This is a genomic window from Psychrobacter sp. NPDC077938, assembly GCF_044542635.1.
GTDB lineage: Bacteria > Pseudomonadota > Gammaproteobacteria > Pseudomonadales > Moraxellaceae > Psychrobacter.
In genome coordinates this window covers 86,175-102,711 of the sequence record NZ_JBITUW010000002.1, presented here as the reverse complement: position 1 = coordinate 102,711, position 16,537 = coordinate 86,175, and the positions used below count along the sequence as shown (strand labels likewise).

At 42.4% G+C, this 16,537-nt stretch carries 15 protein-coding genes; 2 read left to right on the top strand and 13 right to left on the bottom strand.

Annotated elements, in window-relative coordinates; translation table 11 throughout:
• Positions 1 to 92: 92 nt before the first annotated feature.
• From ispG to ACIGBM_RS03945, 8 genes are all read right to left on the bottom strand, one after another.
• A complete protein-coding gene (gene ispG, locus ACIGBM_RS03980; RefSeq protein ID WP_057759039.1) occupies positions 93 to 1,208 on the bottom strand; it encodes a flavodoxin-dependent (E)-4-hydroxy-3-methylbut-2-enyl-diphosphate synthase in 1,116 nt (371 codons plus the stop codon).
• A 158-nt stretch (positions 1,209 to 1,366) separates the two neighbouring features.
• The gene (locus ACIGBM_RS03975; RefSeq protein ID WP_397477112.1) at positions 1,367 to 2,179 is read right to left on the bottom strand and encodes a helix-turn-helix domain-containing protein; all 813 of its coding nucleotides are present in this window, start codon (positions 2,177 to 2,179) and stop codon (positions 1,367 to 1,369) included.
• Positions 2,176 to 3,111, bottom strand: coding sequence for a type IV pilus biogenesis/stability protein PilW (pilW, locus tag ACIGBM_RS03970; protein WP_397476837.1), 936 nt, complete (start codon positions 3,109 to 3,111; stop codon positions 2,176 to 2,178). Before pilW ends, ACIGBM_RS03975 begins: the two co-directional genes overlap by 4 nt.
• Before the next feature lie 210 nt (positions 3,112 to 3,321).
• Positions 3,322 to 4,551, bottom strand: a complete 1,230-nt coding sequence (rlmN, locus tag ACIGBM_RS03965) for a 23S rRNA (adenine(2503)-C(2))-methyltransferase RlmN (RefSeq protein ID WP_397476836.1) — start codon at positions 4,549 to 4,551, stop codon at positions 3,322 to 3,324.
• Between the two features lie 513 nt (positions 4,552 to 5,064).
• A complete protein-coding gene (gene ndk, locus ACIGBM_RS03960) occupies positions 5,065 to 5,496 on the bottom strand; it encodes a nucleoside-diphosphate kinase (protein ID WP_057759031.1) in 432 nt (143 codons plus the stop codon).
• Between the two features lie 421 nt (positions 5,497 to 5,917).
• Positions 5,918 to 6,334, bottom strand: a complete 417-nt coding sequence (locus tag ACIGBM_RS03955) for a lysozyme inhibitor LprI family protein (protein ID WP_397476835.1) — start codon at positions 6,332 to 6,334, stop codon at positions 5,918 to 5,920.
• 258 nt (positions 6,335 to 6,592) lie between these two features.
• Positions 6,593 to 7,882, bottom strand: coding sequence for an adenylosuccinate synthase (locus ACIGBM_RS03950; protein ID WP_057759029.1), 1,290 nt, complete (start codon positions 7,880 to 7,882; stop codon positions 6,593 to 6,595).
• A gap of 207 nt (positions 7,883 to 8,089) precedes the next feature.
• Positions 8,090 to 9,388: an ATP phosphoribosyltransferase regulatory subunit gene (locus tag ACIGBM_RS03945; protein WP_397476834.1), complete on the bottom strand. Its 1,299-nt coding sequence runs from the start codon at positions 9,386 to 9,388 to the stop codon at positions 8,090 to 8,092.
• Between the two features lie 488 nt (positions 9,389 to 9,876).
• Between ACIGBM_RS03945 and ACIGBM_RS03940 the strand changes: the two genes are divergently transcribed.
• Both ACIGBM_RS03940 and corA read left to right on the top strand, forming a co-directional pair.
• The gene (locus ACIGBM_RS03940) at positions 9,877 to 10,266 is read left to right on the top strand and encodes a DUF2237 family protein (protein WP_057759025.1); all 390 of its coding nucleotides are present in this window, start codon (positions 9,877 to 9,879) and stop codon (positions 10,264 to 10,266) included.
• 164 nt (positions 10,267 to 10,430) lie between these two features.
• On the top strand, positions 10,431 to 11,585 hold the full coding sequence (gene corA / locus ACIGBM_RS03935; protein ID WP_371546973.1) for a magnesium/cobalt transporter CorA: 1,155 nt from the start codon (positions 10,431 to 10,433) through the stop codon (positions 11,583 to 11,585).
• Positions 11,586 to 11,665: 80 nt separating this feature from the next.
• Here the strand turns inward: corA and ACIGBM_RS03930 are convergent, their stop codons facing one another.
• From ACIGBM_RS03930 to ACIGBM_RS03910, 5 genes are all read right to left on the bottom strand, one after another.
• On the bottom strand, positions 11,666 to 12,184 hold the full coding sequence (locus tag ACIGBM_RS03930; RefSeq protein WP_057759021.1) for a phosphate-starvation-inducible protein PsiE: 519 nt from the start codon (positions 12,182 to 12,184) through the stop codon (positions 11,666 to 11,668).
• Positions 12,185 to 12,283: 99 nt separating this feature from the next.
• Positions 12,284 to 13,162 carry a bifunctional methylenetetrahydrofolate dehydrogenase/methenyltetrahydrofolate cyclohydrolase FolD gene (folD, locus tag ACIGBM_RS03925; protein WP_397476833.1) on the bottom strand — a complete coding sequence of 293 codons (879 nt, stop codon included), beginning with the start codon at positions 13,160 to 13,162 and terminating at the stop codon, positions 12,284 to 12,286.
• A 278-nt stretch (positions 13,163 to 13,440) separates the two neighbouring features.
• On the bottom strand, positions 13,441 to 14,640 hold the full coding sequence (locus tag ACIGBM_RS03920) for a DegT/DnrJ/EryC1/StrS family aminotransferase (protein ID WP_397476832.1): 1,200 nt from the start codon (positions 14,638 to 14,640) through the stop codon (positions 13,441 to 13,443).
• A gap of 145 nt (positions 14,641 to 14,785) precedes the next feature.
• Positions 14,786 to 15,397 (bottom strand): sugar transferase, encoded by a 612-nt coding sequence (locus ACIGBM_RS03915; RefSeq protein ID WP_397476831.1) that lies wholly within the window; start codon positions 15,395 to 15,397, stop codon positions 14,786 to 14,788.
• Positions 15,398 to 16,528 carry a glycosyltransferase family 4 protein gene (locus ACIGBM_RS03910; protein ID WP_397476830.1) on the bottom strand — a complete coding sequence of 377 codons (1,131 nt, stop codon included), beginning with the start codon at positions 16,526 to 16,528 and terminating at the stop codon, positions 15,398 to 15,400.
• Positions 16,529 to 16,537: the final 9 nt, after the last annotated feature.

The window sequence follows — 16,537 nt, the reverse complement described above, 5'->3', positions numbered from 1 at the left end:
TATTCTATTATTGTTTTCTACATATTCAAATAAGCGTTGTATCTAATTGATGCTATGACGATATGGCTTAACGTATCAATCTAATGTATGACTTATTTTACGCGAATGATTTCATTCTCACGCTTTTTCGCCAAGTCTTCTGCATGGGCGCGAACCATACCTTCTATTTCATCGACCAGATTGCCTGTATCGATAAGGTGGCTTTTTTCACCCATACGATAGACCAGTGATCTAGGGGCAGCACCAACGATGCCAATATCGGCCTCTTTTGCCTCTCCTGGACCGTTTACCTTACAGCCAATCACAGATAGGTTCATTGGTTCACGAATATCTTCTAGGCGCGACTCTAACGCTGTCATTACTTTAATCACATCAAACTCTTGACGCGAGCAGCTTGGACAGGCGATAAAGTTTACACCGTTCGAGCGAATATTAAGCGATTTTAAAATATCAAAACCAATCTTAATCTCCTCTTCAGGCTCAGCGGCTAATGAGATACGAATGGTATCGCCAATACCGTCTAGCAACAATCCACCTAGCGCGATAGCAGATTTGACAGCGCCCGTACGGTAGACACCCGCTTCCGTTACGCCCAAATGTAAGGGGTTATCAATTTGCGCTGATATTAAACGATAAGCATCCAGTGTCAAAAACACGTTGCTGGCTTTGACAGATACTTTGTACTGGTCAAAGTTAAGACGCTCTAAAATGTCGATATGGCGCATTGCCGATTCAAGCATTGCCTCGCCAGTTGGCTCAGTATACTTACGCTGTATGTCTTTTTCTAAAGAGCCAGCGTTGACGCCAATACGAATCGGAATATTATGATATTTGGCGCAAGCGACCACTTCACGTACCTTAGCATCGCTACCAATGTTACCCGGATTGATACGTAAGCAGTCAGCGCCTGCTTCAGCAACGGCCAAAGCGATTTTATGATCAAAATGCACATCAGCGATCAAAGGCACGCTTACCAGTTTGCGAATTTCACCAAAGGCTTTGACCGTATCCATCGTTGGCGTTGATACGCGCATCAAATCTGCACCTGCTTCGACACAACGCTCGATTTGAGCGACCGTTGCTGCTACATCACAGGTGTCAGTGTTGGTCATGCTCTGTACGCTAATTGGTGCATCACCACCAACCGCGACATCACCGACATAGATTTTTTTGGTCAGACGACGATTAATAGGCGATGGCATTGACATACATAAATCCTTGAATCAAAAATAGAAAAGCCCTAGGCCTTTGTACATATAATATAAACCAGCTAAATCAGCCTACACATATTCGCTTTATTCAAACACATAGATGCTTTATCCAAACATATGAGTGCTTCATTCAAATTTGGCGCTTATGCAACTGACTATGGTGCCAATTCAAAAGTGGCTTGCTTATCTGTTGCATACGTATCTAACGCAACTGGTTGTTGATTGAGCATCAAGCTAACATTGTCGATATTATCAATTTGCACATTAAACGGTGGCATACCTGACAAGTCATAGTTACCCGCAGACTGAGAACCATTTATCAAACTGTTTCCAGAGGAGTCCGTGATACTAACCACAGCATCGCTTGTCAATACAAGGTTTAGGCTAGCAGTCGTTGCAGCATCACCCAGATTCAATGCAGAGCCAGAAGCACCAACGCCACTCGCGTCACTATTGATGGCGGCACCTTGGGCTTGCTCTATCGCTGACATGTCTTCAACAGCTGATACAGGCTCTTGGGTATTTTCTTTGCTAGCGTTACTTACCATACGGAATAGGAACACCGCCAAGATAATCAATCCGATAACGCCTATGATCAATAGTGGGTTGAAGCGGATACGGTTATGAGTATCACGCTGCAAAGTCCCCATTGGGCGCAGTGGCGTATCGATATTGCTGGCTGACTTAGCCTTTAACTCATTAGGATAAGCGGCATCGAAGCTACTAGCGATTTTTGCTGAGTCTAAGCCCAAATATTTGGCATAGTTAATCGCAAAACCACGAGCAAATGCAGCCTGTGGTAGCTCAGCGAAGTTTTCGCTTTCTAGCGCTTCTAGATGACGCTTTAGAATAAACAGCTCAGCCGCCGCTGCGTCTAAAGTTACTTGCTTGTTTTTACGGGCTTGCTGCAACACGGCACCAAATGATCCCTGAGCGTTAGATTGAGTGTTAGATGATGGGGTGATCATTTCCATGGTGCCTCTGGATTGTTAAGCCAAGTCTTAAGTTGTTTTGCTTCATCACTTAGCGGATAAGCGGATAAAAGCTGCTGTGCCAATTGCTGGCGCGTTGTTATATTATTTTGTGCTGCTGCAAGCTTGATACCTTGTAAGAGCAAGCGCGGGCTAATGCCTTGCCCCTGCACCAATATCAGCGTCTCATCATACAGTCTCTGTGCCTGCGGTACACGCTGTTGGTCGAGCAATAAATCTACCAATTCGATATGAGCAATGATGCTGTTACGATTGCCATCGAGTGCCCGTAAAAATGCTTTTGAAGCGGCACTATTATCGCCTAACTGTAGATAAGTACGACCTAGGTTTTCTAGCGCGCCAATACGGCCTTCATAGCCTAGCGTCGCCCCTGCAATCTCAAACTGTTCTGCTGCTTCACGATAGCGCTTTGTCTGTGACAGATACACGCCATAATTATTGTGTGCTTGTACAAAGTCTTTATCTAGCGCGATTGCTTTTTTGAAGTACTCATCAGCTTTAGCTAGATTGATACGGCTGCCTTCTTGCTGCAACAAAACGCCCATCATATCATAGGCTGGCGCATAACGGCTATCGGCAGCAAAGGCTTTTTCGAGCTGCTGCTGCGCGGTATCAAGCTCATTTTTTCGGATGTATTGCGCAGCAAGTGAGGTACGTACACGGGCGATTTCCTGCTGATCTAAATTTCGATCGTTGCTAGCGCGCGTAGATGTTTGATAAGGAGAGTTGCCTAGCAAATCATTAGTCGGAGTGGTCTGACAGCCAGTTAATACAAGAACGCCAAACACTGCCGACAGCACTGCACGCTTTGGCAAAGCGGTTTGGGCAGCACTGATACTCGACTGCTTATAAAATTTAGAAAATGATTTTTGATATTTGAACTGACAAGAATTTTTAGAAGTCATCATAGCCGCCATCATAAAACTGGGATTCAATGCGTTCGATCAAAGAAACATCAGTTTAATAGATTTAACCCCTATAAGTACAATTTAGTTGTTATTAATTGCCACGTTCTGCAATCTTGACAGTCATTGCTACATTTTCTTACCATTGCGACAGACAAAAGACAGCTAAAACGCTATACCAGTCAGATATCGCGCTTATCCTCTAGAGAACTACTAAACGCTTTCACGATCTTTAATGCTCTGCTGCCACGCGGCTGAGCGTCTGGTACGATCGGCAACTTGTCCAACCAACTGACCACAAGCAGCATCGATATCATCACCACGTGTTTGACGAATCGTACAAACAAAACCCGCTTCACTCAATATATTACTAAACGCATGAATACGGTTGTTGCTTGATTTATCATACGGTGCATGTGGAAATGGGTTGAATGGAATAAGGTTAATCTTACTTGGTAACCCTTCCAATAGTGCAACCAACTGATGGGCATGCTCATTACTGTCATTGACGCCATCAAGCATCACATATTCAATCGTAACGTGCTTCTTATGACGTGGATTGATATCATAGACATAGTTTTTTGCCGCTGCAATCAGCTCTTCTAACGGATATTTTTTATTAATTGGTACCAGCTCGTTACGCAGCTCATCATTTGGTGCATGCAGTGAAATAGCCAATGCCACATCGATGTCTTGTGCTAGCTGATACATTTTCGGAACGACACCAGAAGTCGATAACGTGACGCGACGCTTTGACAGTCCATAAGCATGATCGCTTAGCATCAACTCCATTGAACCTACGACAGGTTTATAGTTCAATAGCGGCTCACCCATGCCCATCATCACCACGTTGGTGACGTTATTTTCCCATAGGCTATGATCAACGTTTTCTAAACTTTCATTTTCATCTGTCATATATGACGCATTAGCGACCCATAACTGACCGATAATTTCAGCCGCACTCAAGTCACGCTCAAACCCTTGCTTACCTGTACTACAGAAGCTACAGTCTAGTGCACAGCCTACTTGAGAAGACACGCATAATGTCTTACGACCATTTAACTTGCTATCATCTGCAGGGATAAGCACTGTCTCAACCAACGAGCCGCCAGTGACTTCAAATACCCACTTACGTGTACCATCATCACTATATTGACGATGAATCACTTTAGGCGGTACCACACAAGCATTAAGCGATAATTTATCTCGCAACGACTTACTCAAATTGGTCATTTGCTCAAAATCTGTCACGCCATGCTGATAAATCCACTTAATCACCTGAGTAGATCGAAATGGCTTTTCGCCAATACTCTTGAAGTAATCAGCCAGTTGCGCTTGCGTCATACCCAATAGATTGGTTTTGGCATGGGCCTCATCTACTAGCTTGATGCTATCAGTAATCTTAGCAGGTACGTGCTGAGTAGGTGCTTGAACAGTTGACATAATAGGTAACCTTTTTGCAGAAGCTTAGTTAAGCGGTGCAATTATTTATATGGGCTTTGCCATACATACATGGGTGCATGAGCAATCCGCTATGAGCGCAGTTCTTCTAATTAATGAAAACATGCTGATAAGGGATTGATAACGCTAAGTAAAATTAATAATGAGGCAAGTCACTAAGAATTTCAATGAATAATATAATCACAAAACTCTAAAGCAGATACAAGGCAGCCGACTGCATATTGTACAAGTAGTACATCTGATGATGGTAACGCCGTCGCAGTTTAGTAATTCTTTGATTATAGAATTATTACAATAGCTAAAACGGCCTATACCCATAAGATATAAGCCGTCTCGCAAACCAATTATAAACAATCAATGTTGTAAATAATTCGTCTATAGTCAATCAAGTATAAAACTCATACAGGTAAGATCAGTCTAAATCGTAGCTGTCTTATTATAGCAGTTACCTCAAACAAATCGAACGCCGTAAAAGCTTATAGTTTATTTACTATATTAGCGTGTACGTGCACAAACTTCATCATCGCTGAAGAAGTAGCTGATTTCACGTGCTGCTGATTCAGCTGAATCTGAACCATGTACTGCGTTTTCGTCGATGCTGCTAGCGAAATCAGCACGGATAGTGCCTTCAGCAGCTTCTTTTGGGTTAGTTGCACCCATGATTTCACGATGCTGAGCGATAGCGTTTTCGCCTTCTAGTACTGATACCAATACTGGACCTGACATCATGAAAGATTTTAGGTCGTTGTAAAATGGACGCTCAGCGTGCTCAGCATAAAAACCGCCTGCTTTTTCATCATCAAGTTGTAGCATTTTAGCTGCAACGATTTTTAGACCAGCTTGTTCGAAACGGCTATAGATAGCGCCGATGTGGTTGCCAGCAACTGCGTCAGGTTTGATGATAGATAAAGTACGTTCGTTAGCCATGAGAAGCTCCTAATAAATGATAAATTCAATAAAATATGAAAAATTAATGCGTTGTTTTAGCTTTAGCCACAATGTTGACTTGGACTGTTTTACACAACTCATGGTATATCAGTGTATAACCATAAGCGCCAACATCGGATTGCTGCCTATTATAATGATTAAGGCCATAAATGATAGGGTTAATTTATGACCATACCTTGCATAAAAGTAAATTTATAACAGTATCTTACTTACATCCAAGTTAAGTACTCATCAACAACAGATGCATGAGCTATCGACTTACTTACCTTATCGCTACTCATATTTATCATTTATAGCTACCAGACTGATTTTATAGAGTATTTATATCATTATTAATAATTAGAAACCCTCAGCACACCTTGCTAAGAGTTTTGCTAATACATACTACCAATCAAAACATTTAATCATCTAAGCGACTGTCTCGACAACTACCTGCATTGCATTCACGCACACGTTCATTCAAAAAATTAACTCGATTAGCTGTCTTATTGGTGGCACAGCTCATATTGACAAAGAAACCATCGCCATCGTTATAACTACATTGGTCGTTGCGCTCGCGCATCCACGCTAACTGTCCGCGTTTAAGCGTGGCTTTTTGCTGTTTGTTTAGAAGTTTACTCAATTTATTGTAAGAGTTGTTAAGCTCCTTATCTGCTTCCAAATATACTTTCGTGAGGCAATATAGCCCATCAAAGTCATTGTTTGGTTTGTCACAGTTTTCTGCACCCCAAGCAAACATAGGTAACATGAAAGCTGCGGATGTAAATATTGCTATAGAGGTATTACGAATCGTGGACTTAAACGTATTCGTTTTCATAGTAAATTCCTTTTTTATGTCGATAAAGCCAAATCCGTCTATGATATCTTACACTTAATGAAGCCAAAATAATGTCGGTATATTCATTATTTATGATGTTTTTTAGATGATTCTATAGCTAGTAGCTCTACTCTTACACTGTTGAAAATCAAGGTAATCAATCAAATTCTTGAAGTAACACACACAAAAAACCCCAACGCTCAGCATTGGGGTTTTTTATTAATACTAAAAACTATTTAATTAAGTTTATAGTAAAAACTAAGCGTCGTACGGATCACGCAGTACGATCGTTTCTTCGCGATCAGGACCAGTCGAGATAATATCAACTGGGCAACCAATCAGCGCTTCGATACGTTTGATGTATTTTTTAGCGTTTTCTGGAAGCTCATCATAGTTAGTGATACCAACGGTAGACTCGCTCCAGCCTTGCATCGTTTCATACTTAGGTGTAACTGACTCATAGAATTCAGCATCATGCGCGCCTGCACACTCAGTCTCAGGTAGGTTATAACCCACACCGATTAGCAATTCTTCAAGACCATCTAGTACGTCAAGCTTGGTCAAGCAGATGCCTGACATAGAGTTAAGTACTACTGCGCGGCGTAATGCTTCTGCATCGAACCAACCACAGCGACGGGCACGGCCAGTCGTTGCACCAAATTCATGACCGACTTTGGCTAAGTGAGCACCAACATCATCGAACAATTCAGTTGGGAACGGACCACTACCAACGCGCGTAGTGTACGCTTTGGTGATACCAAGTACGTAGTCTAAATACAATGGACCGATACCTGTACCAGTTGATACCCCACCAGCAGTTACACTTGAGCTGGTTACAAATGGATAAGTACCATGGTCGATATCAAGTAGCGTACCTTGAGCACCTTCAAACATTAGGTTTTTGCCAGCCAGACGTAATTGATTTAGGTCTTCAGTTACATCAGTAACCATACCTTTGATCTCTTCTTTCCACTCTTTACAAAGCTTAAGCGTCTCATCAAAATCAATCGCTTCAACTTTATAATACTCAGTCAGTTGGAAGTTGTGATATTCGATTAGGTTACGTAGTTTTTCTTCTAGATCTTCACGGAACAAATCAGCAAGTTTAATCGCACGGCGTGCTACTTTGTCTTCGTATGCAGGACCGATACCGCGACCTGTTGTACCGATTTTACCGCTGCCACGCTTGGCTTCACGAGCTTGGTCAAGTGCCACGTGATAAGGCATGATAAGTGGGCAATTAGGAGAGATACGTAGACGCTCACGTACTGGTACGTTGTTGTCTTCTAGCTCTTTCATCTCTTTTAGTAGTGCGTCAGGCGCTAACACCACGCCATTACCGATAAAGCAAGTGACGCCTTCACGCAAGATACCTGATGGAATCAAATGCAAGACAGTGGTTTTGCCATCGACAACCAACGTGTGACCAGCATTATGACCGCCTTGGAAGCGGGCTACTGCTGAGGCTTTTTCGGTAAGTAAATCAACGATTTTACCCTTACCTTCGTCGCCCCATTGGCTACCCAAAACTACAACATTCTTACCCATGATCAATCCTTACCTTTATGTATTGAGGTGTGTGCAATAAAAGCTGAAAATTAAAATGATTTTCTTAGCTATATCTTTTTATCTCAGTGCTTTATGAAATAGAAACACCGAGACATCTAACAAATAATTTTGCGTTCTCGTAATCTGTACTGAATAATTTTGGCTACGTGCGCCGCGTGCGCCATTCAATAGCCTACTATTAGACAATTAAACAGTTTGTAGCTGCCATTGACTGTCATCAGCCATGCTCAAACGATGCGTCACATCATCTGGACTATCCTGTGCATCTAACGGCATAGTGACGCGATAGCCTTGCTGACGCAGACTCTCAACTTGTTGTAATAACGTCTGCATTTCATCTTCATTTGCGTTAGTCAATGCGGCAAAGTCTACCAACACAACGGCGGGTGCATCCAGCTGCGTATGAGCCAGCAATCGGCTAACATCCATACTAAAGCCCGTGGCCGCGCGTAACGTTTGCGTCTGGCTTTGCATACCATCAAAACGACCACCACGTACTAGTGGCTGCGTTTCGCTATTGATATAACCATTGAAGACGATACCAGTATGATAGTGATAACCTGATAGCTCAGTCACATCAATACTGACTGGGCACTGCCATTGGTCTTGTAGATAGTTTTTCAGACGCTGTAGCTCATCGATCGCCGTCGAGATTTGGCTGTCTTGCTGCGCCGCATCTGATAATTTGGCTAATAGGTTTGCAATATCATGACCAAAGCGTGCTAACACATAAAAATCATCACCCATTGGCAAAGCACGGCAAACACGCTTGAGCTCTGGTAGATTTTTATTGGCATATAAGTACATCAATTGCTCAGTATCACTGTCTGACAATTCAGCCAATTCAGCCAAACGTTTGAATATTGCCACGTGACCCAAATCGATATGGAGCGCTGCACTCATATTGAGTTTATTCACCATCGTAAACAGTACATCTATCAGCTCAATATCTGCTGCTAGTGATGCACAGCCAAATATCTCAGCACCTAACTGTAACGGTGTACGTGAGCCAAACAGACCTGATGGCAAGGTATGAATCACATCGCCCACATAGCAATAACGCGCAATACCTGTACCGCCATGATGCGCATCTATACGCAAAATCTGCGGGGTGATGTCAGCGCGCACGCCCATTAGGCGACCAGTCAACTGATCGATAATCTTAAAGGTTTGGCGTTTCAGATCTTCTGACGCATCACTTAGCAAGGACTCAGTAAACTCGATCATCGGCGGACAAACCAGCTGATAACCATGAGTAATAAGCTGCTCGATTAACTGATGTCTAAGCACTTCTTGCTTGTGCGCATCTTCAAACAGGACATCAACCACCCCATCAGGCAATAGCCAACTATTGGCAACATCACTGCCAAAGTTACTCAAATATGGCATGCGATTGGGTGCAGCATTATTTTCAGCAGGCTGAGACACTGTTTCGTTGGTAGAATTTGGCTGGGCAGGTTTTGCAGAATCAGAACTAACAGACACAATAAATCCTTGTTTGGCGTATCGCTTACCAAAAACGCGGTACTGATGCGGTACTTAAAGGGTGATTTGCCGAGTATTGACGCTGTGTGTGTTTATTTTTAACGCGCAACATCATTGACCCAATTATTTATAAACAAACCAGGTAACCGCAAAAGGGTGAATAATAAGTATAATTTAGAATGATAAGACGAGTATCTTTATGCGCTAAAAAATTGCGACAAATAATCAAGGCACTTTATGCTTTAGTTTAGCATAGCACTCAAGGTTCGCCTAGTGACAATTAGCCACAATCACTATCTAATTACAGTTCAATTACCGCTTATTAGCTCAGCAGATGTAACAGTCATCATTGATATATTTGGCTCAATATTGGGCGAATAGCCGAGAGGTTTATTTTTTGTTAACCATAAGATAATGAGCGCGATTACGGCAGCGTCATCAACACAGACTCATGATACACTAACACATATTTTTATCTCGGAAGCCTTATGTCATCTGATTACCACCCAAACCCTGCCATCAACCAAACCAATGTCTTAGGCACCGCACTTGCCAGCTGTTGTTTCGATCCAATTACTGGCTATTATCGCAATGGTTTTTGTCATACTGGCAACCATGATGTCGGTCAACATACCGTCTGCGCCAAGATGACCAGCGAGTTTTTAAACTTCTCTGCCAGTCGCGGTAACGACCTGATTACCCCACTACCTGAATACAATTTTCCTGGTCTCAAACCTGGTGACTACTGGTGCATCTGTGCGCTACGTTGGGTTGAAGCATTGGACTTCGATATCGCACCGCAAATCAAACTAGAAGCGTGTCATGAGAGTCTATTGGCATTGGTAGATATCGATACGCTAAAAAGCTATGCCCTATAGAAATCTATGCCCCATAGATTTCTATAGGGTATACGATAAAACCGTAGCAGCGTTCACGACATATTTGGATTATTGAAGTTTTTTATTATATGACAGGAAAGTATATGGAAAATGATAATAATCAATTGATTAAAAAAACGGCTCATATTGCGCCTGATTCCAATATGAATCATATCTATGCCAATATGAATGACAAGCACCTCTATTTGGACGATGATGATAGCTATATCTATGGTGATGTGGACGCCACTACTGAAGATACTATTGAGACCATGACGGTCTACGATCCTGACTCTGAACGCTATGAAGATATTGATTCATCAAGCGCAGGTGAAGTGGTCAATTGCTACGCTTACTCACGTAAAACAGGTGAGAACCTTAATAGAGTGGCGCTTAATGATGTGAGTCGTACGCTAGGGAACAACGGTCAATTTATTTGGCTTGGGCTATATGATCCAAGCTTAGAAACCATGGTCAAAGTAAAGGAAGCCTTTGACCTGCATGAGCTAGCGATTGAGGATGCCTTTGCTGATCATCAACGTGCCAAAGTCGAAAACTACGATAATGACATGGTCTTTGTGGTGCTACGTACGGCCAAGCTAGAAGACAATGTCATTCGTTATGGTACTACTGCGATATTTATGGGTAAAAACTACCTCATTACGATTCGCAATGGTCCGTCAAACTCTTATGCGCCAGTACGTGAGCACTGCCATCGTCGCCCCGAAAAGCTGCGTATGGGTCCTATATTTGTACTGCATGCTATCCTCGATTTTATCGTTGATAACTATATGCCGATTACCGATCGATTAGGCCGTTACTTACGCGAGCAAGAGCGCTACGTATTTACCTCTGAGTTTGATAAGGGCACCCTAAAAAACCTTTACGAGCTCAAATCGCAACTGGTACATATGCGTGCCATTATTTTACCTGTGCAAGACATCTGTAGCTTTTTTATCAATCATAAAAAGAGTGAGATTGTCTCTGGGTTTTCTCAAGCCGCTAAGCCGTATTTTCGCGATGTCAACGATCACCTCTTACACTCACTAGATGCCATTAATGGTCTCAATGAAATGCTGAGTGTGGTGATGAACACCTATATGGCGATGGTCAATATGGGTCAGAATGAAGTGGTGCGTAAGCTTGCTGCATGGGCAGGTATTCTAGCAGTGCCGACAGCCATCGCTGGCATCTATGGCATGAACTTTGATTTTATGCCTGAGCTTCATTGGAAATACTCTTACCTTGTCATCATGGCCATTATTATCGCCTTATGTAGCTATCTGTACTATAACTTCAAAAGATTGAAATGGTTGTAATATCAAATGCCATCCGTAAAAAAAGAGCAACCACTGGTCGCTCTTTTTTTATGTTGCTATCTTTTTATATTGCTATCTAATTATTCACGGCGATGCTTGGTATGGCTATCGGGTGCCTGAGCATTATCAGGCAATAGCGCCTTAACTGTTAGGTTTGCATGCTGCTTATCGAGATTATCCTCTGGACGACCAAATGTTTTTGCTGTCCAAGTCAGGATTACAATAGAGCCACTCAGTAGCATGATGGCCACAGAAATTGTCGCAAGCAGCCATAAATGGAAATAGTCTGAAACTGCCTGTACATCAACCACCAAATGTCGTGACAAGGCCGTTATGGCAATAAATATCAAAAACTGTACTGGCAGTCGGTGGGTTTTAAAATAAATCCCTATCATAGCCAGTAGCTCAAGGTAAATAAACAACATCAATATGTCTTTTAGATCCGCTGAACCCTTTTGGACAATATAAATAAACTCTTTACCTGCGGTCCAGACTACCACCACACTGATTAGAAATAAAATAACGTAATGACAGACATCGACAAACTCTCTACCAATACTTTGTAGTCGCTCATGAACACCTACGTTTTTTTTAGCCATGTTTAGGTCCTATCAACTGAAATGTGGTTGATTTAGCCTGAGTCTATGTGACCTCAGGCCCCTTATATATCGGCAATCAGTATTCGTATGACTATTTTTTTAGCCTTTATTCAAACCCGCTGATTTTTCAGCAGCATCGACCGTTTGGCGAATAAGCGTATTAATAGTCATTGGGCCAACGCCGCCTGGTACTGGCGTATAAGCGCTGGCAATGTTTTCCATGCCTTTCATTTCGATATCACCAACACCGCCATCATCTGTTGGATGGAAACCTGCATCAATGACAACCGCTCCTGATTTGATCCACTCTGCTTTAATCAGCTCAGGTACACCTACCGCACCAACCACGATATCTGCACGCTTAATATGCGCCGCCAAATCTTGAGTTCTTGAATGGCAGATCGTCACCGTACAGTTAGCATTCAATAGCATCATCGCCATTGGCTTACCTAAGATAGCGCTACGCCCTACGACTACTGCTTCTTTACCTGATAGCTCGATATTATGATGCTCTAATAGATGCATGATGCCCTGCGGTGTGCATGAGCCATAAGCTGACTGCTGCATCGCCATACGACCAAAACCAAGACAAGTCACACCATCGACGTCTTTTGCTAAGTCAATCTGCTCAAAACAAGCACGCTCATCGATATGTTCAGGAACAGGATGCTGTAGCAAAATGCCGTGTACATCTGGATTGCTATTTAACTCATCTATCTTTGCCATGAGCTGCTCAGTGGTCGTGGCACTTGGCATCTCAACGCGTATAGAGTCCATGCCAACACGCTTACAGGCGTTGCCTTTCATACGAACATAAGTAGCAGAGGCCGGATCGTCACCAACCAATATCGTCGCTAAGCTTGGGGTGCGGCCAGTCTTTTCCTTAATCGTATCTACGCGCGTGCGCAGATCCTGTTCTATTTGTTTGGCAAGTGCTTTGCCGTCCAAAACGGTGGCGGATTCTTGGGCAGTAGACATAGTAACTCCAATAGAGGGTACGATATAAAAAAATAAAGACAGCGCGCGCAAATACTTTGCATGCCTGTCCTTTGCTTCGTCAATCTTTGACTAAGAGTAATATTGTACCTGTGTACGCTACAAAATCCTAGCGTAAGATAAAGCCTGCGCACTGATAAATTTTTATAATAAGTTAATTAAACAGCATTACGTATGTGTAGGCAAATTTATCTTGTGCTTTCAGTAAGAGTAGCGTCAACTTCAAAGTAAATTTCTAAAAATAATCATTCATTGCCATTTTATTCGACCATCGAAGCAAATACGCTATCGATCGCCTGTATCGTCAGTTCAATTTCAGCCGCCGTAAGCGTAGGATGCACTAGAAACATCAGACTACTCTCACCTAGCTGCTTTGCCATTGGCAATCTAACACTTGGACGCAACCCTGTATTATCAAAGGCCTTCTCCAAATAGACCTCTGACGCAGATCCAGAGAAGCACGGCACACCTTGATTGTTAATTGCTTCAATAATACGGTCACGTGTCCAGCCATCAGGTAGATTATCGGACTGCACATAGACATATAATTTATAGTAAGCATGGTTCGTATTGGAGAACTGCGCTAAATGCTCTAGTCTCGGCACACAAAGGTAGCCTTTGGACTCCCATTTGCTACAGGCCTCTAGTATGGCTTGTGCATTAGTAGTCCGTTTTGCTGTCCACTCACTCATTTTCTCCAGTTGAATACGCCCCAGAACACCTTGCATCTCAGTCATACGCCAATTGGTGCCAAAGCTCTCATGGAGCCAGTTGTAGCCAGGTGATTGTTCCGTTTCATAGACTGCAGCATAGCTCTTACCATGATCCTTATACGCCCACATTTTTCGCCATAGCAGTTCGCTATCAGTGGTGACCATACCACCCTCACCTCCTGTGGTCATAATTTTATCTTGGCAAAAACTCCATGCCCCAACATGACCAATACTGCCCACGCTTCGCCCTTTATATCGTGCGCCATGAGCTTGCGCGCAGTCTTCAATGACATATATGTCATGCTCATCTGCCATTGCCATAATGCTGTCCATATCGCATGGCCAGCCAGCTAAATGGACGCACACGATACCTTTCGTCTTGTCGCTTAATACAGCTGTGATGGTCTCAGCAGTGATATTGCCAGTTGCTGCATCGACATCTGCAAAGATGGGTGTCGCGCCTGCATTGACGATTGACGAGATACTAGCAATAAAGGTACGCGGTGTGACAATGACCTCATCACCTGCACCTATATCGAGTGCTTGTAACGCGACATCCAATGCCAAGGTGCCATTACCCAATGCTATTGCGTATTTACTACCTGTCCAATCAGCAAACTCTCGCTCAAACTGACGACATTCTTCGCCTGTCCAATAATTGACTTTGTTAGATAGTAGCACTCGACTGACAGCGTCGGCTTCTTGTTGAGTGAAACTTGGCCAAGGTGAAAAAGGGGTATTTAGCATATGTTCCTCTATGGTACTTATGTCTAATATTGTGTCACGCTCTACGATAAACTGCTCACTATGTTATTAACCTTGCTATCTATTATGATTTGCTTCATGCCTAATATCTTTTGATTAACTGTATTGCTATTAGCAAAGAGTACTTTTAAAGCATTTCTTCATTAATACTATTGCCCATGAATTTACTCATAGTTGCTTCGCCCTCAGCACTGATACCATCTTTAACAATGACTTTTTTCACTGTTTTAAATAAAATCTTGATATCCAGCCACAGCGACTGATTGTCAACATACCATGTATCCAGTGCAAACCTCTCATCCCACCCAATAGCATTGCGACCATTAATTTGAGCATACCCTGTAATGCCTGGGCGGACGTCATGTCGGCGCGCTTGCTCATCATTATACAAGGGCAGATATTCCATCAATAATGGTCGCGGGCCCACTAGACTCATATCGCCTTTTATGACATTCCAAAGCTCAGGCAACTCATCAAGGCTGGTGTTACGCAGCGCTTTACCAAACGATGTCAGGCGCGCGCCATCTTCTAAAGGATTGCCATCTGCGTCTATATCATCCTTCATGGAGCGAAACTTTATCATCTCAAATGGCTTACCATACAGACCTGGACGAATCTGACGAAATAGAACAGGTGCGCCAAGATTTTTACTCACCTTGTAGGCAGTTGCAGCATAGACAGGAGACAGCACTACTAACGCTGTCGTTGCACCTACAATGTCAATTAGTCGTTTTATCATTTATAAACCCAACATATTTATTAGTCGTTTATTGACTTTATCTGCATCAAATTTCTCTTGTGCTAGCTTGTAGCTTTCATCACCCATTTCTTTAATTTGTTCAGGATGTTCTATAAAGTAAATCATTTTCTCTGCCAAAGCTTTTGGGTTCCATTTTTCTACTAAAAACCCATTTACTCCATCAATAACCGTCTCACGGCAACCAGGTACATCAGTAGTGATAATAGGTCTTCCAATTGCCATCGCTTCCTGAGTGCTGCGAGGCACCCCTTCACGATAAGACGGCAGTACAAACACATGATGATTTGCAATCCAGTCTTTTACATTATCAACATGACCAGGATAGTTTACGATGTTCGATGCAATCAACTCATCTAACTCTGATTTCTGCAATGCACCCATATTAGAAGCATCTATCTCTCCTAAAATAGTGAAATATGCTTCAGGATATATTTTCTTTACTATTTTTATAGCGGAAATAAGATCATGGACACCTTTTTCTTTCAATAAGCGACCAATAAATAAAAATTTGATAGGTTCTTCGATATTTACTATGGACTGATATTTGTACTGACTTAGATTTAAGCCGATACCACCTAGCACATTTATCTGTTTCACTTGTATTTTATACCGCTTCAATAAATCATTAGGATCATCAGTATTTAAAAATATAAGACGATTTAACCGTGGCAAAGCAATTTTATACAATAAGACCTGGATACCTTTAATCACTTTTACCTTCTTGCTGAGGCCGTCAGGTTGATCTGTAAAACAATAACCCAATCCTTCGAGCATACCTACAACCTGTGGAACCTTTGCTATTTTTGCTGCTAACGTGCCAAAGATAACGGGTTTAGAAAAGTAAGAGAACACAACATCTGGCGCTATTTTCTTAATAACTTTGGACAGATGATAAGCTGCTGTGATATCCGCTAAAGGATTTAAGCCACCTCGATTTAAACTATAGGTTACAGGTATGGCACCCAACTTTTCTATCTTCTTTAGCTCATCTTGAGTATATTCAGAAGTAAACGCATAGACAGTATGCTGCTGTCTGACTAACTCCTGAATAAGGTCAGCGCGAAAGCCATAAAAACTATAAGCAATGGTGCCTAAAATAATTATTTTCATCCATTCACC

What these genes read in the sequence shown, in the direction of transcription:
- rlmN (WP_397476836.1), bottom strand. Translation starts at nt 4,551, where the DNA reads ATGTCAACTGTTCAAGCACCTACTCAGCACGTACCTGCTAAGATTACT.
- ispG (WP_057759039.1), bottom strand. Translation starts at nt 1,208, where the DNA reads ATGTCAATGCCATCGCCTATTAATCGTCGTCTGACCAAAAAAATCTAT.
- ACIGBM_RS03950 (WP_057759029.1), bottom strand. Translation starts at nt 7,882, where the DNA reads ATGGGTAAGAATGTTGTAGTTTTGGGTAGCCAATGGGGCGACGAAGGT.
- ACIGBM_RS03910 (WP_397476830.1), bottom strand. Translation starts at nt 16,528, where the DNA reads ATGAAAATAATTATTTTAGGCACCATTGCTTATAGTTTTTATGGCTTT.
- ACIGBM_RS03975 (WP_397477112.1), bottom strand. Translation starts at nt 2,179, where the DNA reads ATGATCACCCCATCATCTAACACTCAATCTAACGCTCAGGGATCATTT.
- ndk (WP_057759031.1), bottom strand. Translation starts at nt 5,496, where the DNA reads ATGGCTAACGAACGTACTTTATCTATCATCAAACCTGACGCAGTTGCT.
- ACIGBM_RS03930 (WP_057759021.1), bottom strand. Translation starts at nt 12,184, where the DNA reads ATGGCTAAAAAAAACGTAGGTGTTCATGAGCGACTACAAAGTATTGGT.
- ACIGBM_RS03920 (WP_397476832.1), bottom strand. Translation starts at nt 14,640, where the DNA reads ATGCTAAATACCCCTTTTTCACCTTGGCCAAGTTTCACTCAACAAGAA.
- ACIGBM_RS03915 (WP_397476831.1), bottom strand. Translation starts at nt 15,397, where the DNA reads ATGATAAAACGACTAATTGACATTGTAGGTGCAACGACAGCGTTAGTA.
- pilW (WP_397476837.1), bottom strand. Translation starts at nt 3,111, where the DNA reads ATGATGACTTCTAAAAATTCTTGTCAGTTCAAATATCAAAAATCATTT.
- folD (WP_397476833.1), bottom strand. Translation starts at nt 13,162, where the DNA reads ATGTCTACTGCCCAAGAATCCGCCACCGTTTTGGACGGCAAAGCACTT.
- ACIGBM_RS03940 (WP_057759025.1), top strand. Translation starts at nt 9,877, where the DNA reads ATGTCATCTGATTACCACCCAAACCCTGCCATCAACCAAACCAATGTC.
- corA (WP_371546973.1), top strand. Translation starts at nt 10,431, where the DNA reads ATGAATCATATCTATGCCAATATGAATGACAAGCACCTCTATTTGGAC.
- ACIGBM_RS03955 (WP_397476835.1), bottom strand. Translation starts at nt 6,334, where the DNA reads ATGAAAACGAATACGTTTAAGTCCACGATTCGTAATACCTCTATAGCA.